A 3,882-nucleotide genomic window follows, 5' to 3' on the forward strand; every position below is an offset into this window, starting at 1 on the left:
CATAATTCATAATTCATAATTCATAATTCATAATTCATAATTCATAATTCATAATTCATAATTCATAATTCATAATTCATAATTCATAATTCATAATTCATAATTCATAATTCATAATTCATAATTCATAATTCATAATTTATAATTCCCCCTCTCCTATAGTTTTTAAAGTCGTCTTTGCCAAGCAACAACTAATTTAATTTCCTCATAACTATAATTATCTCCCAGATTTTCTTTGAGAGTTTTCAGGGATTGATCGCCAACTTTTTTAATCGCTAAACGAATATATTCCTGTTTATTTTTAGAGACTAACTGATTAATATCAATTTCGTAACCCGCTTCTAGCAATTTAGCTAAATGTTCATAGATGGTTGAGACTTTTAAGCTTCTTTTGCGAGCGATTTCTTCCGCATTCAAACCATCTTGATAGTATTGGAGAGTGAGGAATTGAGTAGAGGGAAGACTATCCTGACAAAAATCATTAATTGCCGCTATAAATATATCCCCATACTGTTGGACTTTGCTGTGTACTACTCCAGAAATTTGACGAAACTGCCCTAAACTCCGGGGTTTTGATTGGGCCATCAAACGCAGACTAGAATCATGGAAAATAACGTAGGGAGGAACTCCTTGACTATCGGCAATTTTTTTCCGCAGTTGCCGCAAGCGCTCGAATAATAAATCACTTTCCACCATATTGGGATTGTCGTCTCCCAAGATTGGACCGTTAGCTTTTTGGGGGACGGCAATAAACACGGAACGTTGTTTCCGCATCACTTCCCAACTGTGTTGATTAAGTTTCAAGATTCTAAAATTGTCTTCAGTTTCTACCAGTAGATTTTGCTGGACAAGGGAACGACTTAAACGTTTCCACTCCCCGAGAGTTTTATCCTTACCGATGCCATAAGTGGATAATAAATGATGTTGATATTGGGTGATTCTTTCACCTTTTCCTCCCCTGAGTACGTTGATTATGTGCATCATACCGAATTTTTGTCCCGTCCGCGCCACACAGGATAAAAATTTTTGTGCCTCGATTGTCCAATCCTCAGAATTGTTCCCATTCCGACAGTTATCACAGTTACCACAGTTACCCGCAAAACTTTCTCCAAAGTAACCTAGGACGCTCGATCTTCTACATTCAGTCCCTTCAGCATAATCTAACACCTGTCGCAATTGTTGGCGGGCTTTCTGTTGTTCATTTTGCTCGGTTTTTTGGTTAATAAAATACTCAATTTTTCTGGCATCTGCAAAGCTAAAAAACAGCGTACATTTAGCCGGTTCTCCGTCCCTACCAGCGCGGCCTGATTCTTGATAATATCCCTCTAAATTGCGGGGTAAATCGTAATGAACGACAAAGCGCACATCCGGTTTATTAATCCCCATACCGAAGGCAATTGTCGCCACCATAATCTGCACATCATCCCGAATAAAACGGGTTTGATTTTGGCTTCTTTCCCGATCCTCCATACCCGCATGATAGGGTAGGGCATTAATACCATCTTTTTGTAACTGTTCGGCAACTTGATCGACGGTTTTGCGGCTGATACAATAAACAATACCAGACCCTTTTTGTCCTTTAATATATTGATACAATTGCTGATAAGATTTACTGGTTTTAGGTTGAACTTCATAATAAAGATTAGGACGATTAAAACTAGCAATATGAATGGAAGTATCTCGCAATCCCAATTGTTGGATAATATCTTCCCTTACCTGTTGGGTGGCGGTGGCAGTTAAAGCGAGAATTGGTGCGGAGGGAAAGCGTTGACGAACTTGTTTAATTTGTCGATATTCAGGGCGAAAATCATGACCCCAATCGGAGACACAGTGTGCCTCATCCACTGCTAAACAGGCTAAACCGAGGTAATTATCAATAACAGCTAAAAAGTCTAAAAAACTAGGCGATAATAATCTTTCTGGGGCAACATATAACAGTTTAATTTTCCCTTGCAGGATTAAAGATTCTCTTTCTCTGACTTGTTTAGCGTTTAAAGTGCTATTGAGAAATGTTGCCCCGATACCATTATCAGCTAAAGCAGTTACTTGATCCTGCATTAAAGCAATTAGGGGAGAAACCACCACCGTCACCCCTTTTTTGATTAAAGCGGGTAGCTGAAAACAGAGAGATTTACCGCCTCCAGTGGGCATAATTACTAATAAATCCTGATTGTTTAAAGCAGCCTCAATTATTTGGCGTTGATTCGGTCGAAATTGATCGTAGCCAAAGTGATATTTTAAGGCTTTTTCTAGAGAGTCAATTGCAGCCATTGGGCAAGGGGAAAAATATTTTTATAGTAGTTATTTTAAGGTTAGGGATTTAAGTGATCAGTGATCAGTAATCAGTAAAAAGAAAGCTGATAGCCAAAACAACTGACTTTAAGATTGTCTCACCTGATCGGGAACACCAACAAAGGAGAGATTAGCTAATTTTTTCAGATTTTGACAGCGCAATAACTCGTTAAAATTGAGACTCGATCGCCTCTCAATTTCAGCTATAGTCTCAATAGCCGATAATAAACCCTTAGCGGCCTCGGTTTCCGTGTAACCGCGTCTAACGGCCACTTTTAGGGCGGCTTCATCCGCGTCTAATTCCCGTTGGGGGCTGCGTTTTTCCTGCCAAATCCGGTTAATTGCCAAGGCAGTTAAACCCCCCGCCACTGCCATACCGACGGCATCGGTTTGTAGGGTTTCCACGCTTAAACCGATGATACCAGCCAGAGCAATTACTCGATCGAGATCGGGTTTAAACCATTTTACTGCCGTTAAAACACAGACGGCCCTTAACAAGACTAAATCCCGTTGGGGTCTTGATAATTGCCGCCAGAGGTCAAAATTAATTTGAATTGGTCTGACCCCTCTTTGCCAGGGCAGGGGAAAATTAGTTTCGATTACCTTGGGGCTTTCGGGTTTGCTGACAATGCGCGTCATCATCCGTCCCGAAGCGGGCATGAGGTCTAGTAAATGACTAATCTCGTTGTCTTGGTTCATCGATCACCAGCCAATAGTCTTCGATCATTGAGTATAATGGCTTTCCGAGTTAATATAGTCATTTCAGATAAGTCTGATACACTCTAGACCAGTTAAACCTTTATTAACTCTAGCATTGATATTCTCAATCTTAATTGAAATGACTATATCTCTTTTCCGACAATTTTCTCAAAGTTGAACGAATCCGCGTCAGTCCCCACCGTTCGGCGGTTCGGCTGAACTCACCGTCGAAGCCCTCAGCAAGGCAATGGTGGGGAAGCACCATTTGCCCTGTACTTCTGGGGGTAGACTATGTTGATTATGCAGCCAGATTAAGCAATTTCTTGGGGGTAAATCCTGAAGTTGGGGAAACCTTGACATCCTCACCGCCGTAAACGGACGGTGATTCCTCACCACGCCACCTTTTTAGGATAGTCGCGTCAATGGGGTTGACGCTTCACAGGATGCTGCTACCTTAGCGGTAGTCTTACGCTTTCCGACCCGTCCATTTAGGGTCTCCGATTGCCCACCGGCGACCTTGATATTTACCGCAGCATTGATGTCTCGATCATGAAAAGTCCCACAGAAAAGACATTCCCACTCACGGATATTTAACGCCTTTTTCCCGCCGATAAGGAGGTTACTGGGCGGAAGTTCCTGCACTCCCTGGCTGCATAACAGAAGGGGATAGTATTGATGAACTCATCAATAGCCTTCAAGAGGCCATGCAAGGCTGGTTAGGGTTTGCTGAAAAAGCTTTTCCTGGGGGCAGGGTGTGGGGTGTGGGGTTTTACCCATTTTCAGGGGGTCAATTACCTAATTTTCAGGGAAAAAGTACCTGAATTTTCCCCCCAATCACTCCAAAGGTCGGCACTTTTTGAGGGAAAACAAGTCTAAAAACCCTATCCAACA

Annotated in this window: 2 protein-coding genes and 2 pseudogenes; 1 reads left to right on the top strand and 3 read right to left on the bottom strand. The window is 41.8% G+C overall.

What is annotated here, in order from left to right:
• Positions 1-165: 165 nt before the first annotated feature.
• The 3 genes and pseudogenes from recQ to IM450_RS04045 all read right to left on the bottom strand — a co-directional run.
• On the bottom strand, positions 166-2,271 hold the full coding sequence (gene recQ / locus IM450_RS04035) for a DNA helicase RecQ (RefSeq protein WP_287671438.1): 2,106 nt from the start codon (positions 2,269-2,271) through the stop codon (positions 166-168).
• Positions 2,272-2,379: 108 nt separating this feature from the next.
• Positions 2,380-2,991: a DUF3318 domain-containing protein gene (locus tag IM450_RS04040; protein ID WP_287671440.1), complete on the bottom strand. Its 612-nt coding sequence runs from the start codon at positions 2,989-2,991 to the stop codon at positions 2,380-2,382.
• A 405-nt stretch (positions 2,992-3,396) separates the two neighbouring features.
• Positions 3,397-3,603: pseudogene (locus IM450_RS04045) on the bottom strand (zinc ribbon domain-containing protein); the annotation flags it as partial.
• 2 nt (positions 3,604-3,605) lie between these two features.
• Here IM450_RS04045 and IM450_RS04050 point away from each other — a divergent pair.
• A pseudogene (locus tag IM450_RS04050) lies at positions 3,606-3,728 on the top strand (type II toxin-antitoxin system HicB family antitoxin); the annotation flags it as partial.
• Positions 3,729-3,882 lie beyond the last annotated feature (154 nt).

Source organism: Microcystis sp. M083S1 (assembly GCF_020246405.1).
Classification (GTDB): Bacteria; Cyanobacteriota; Cyanobacteriia; order Cyanobacteriales; family Microcystaceae; genus Microcystis; species Microcystis aeruginosa_C.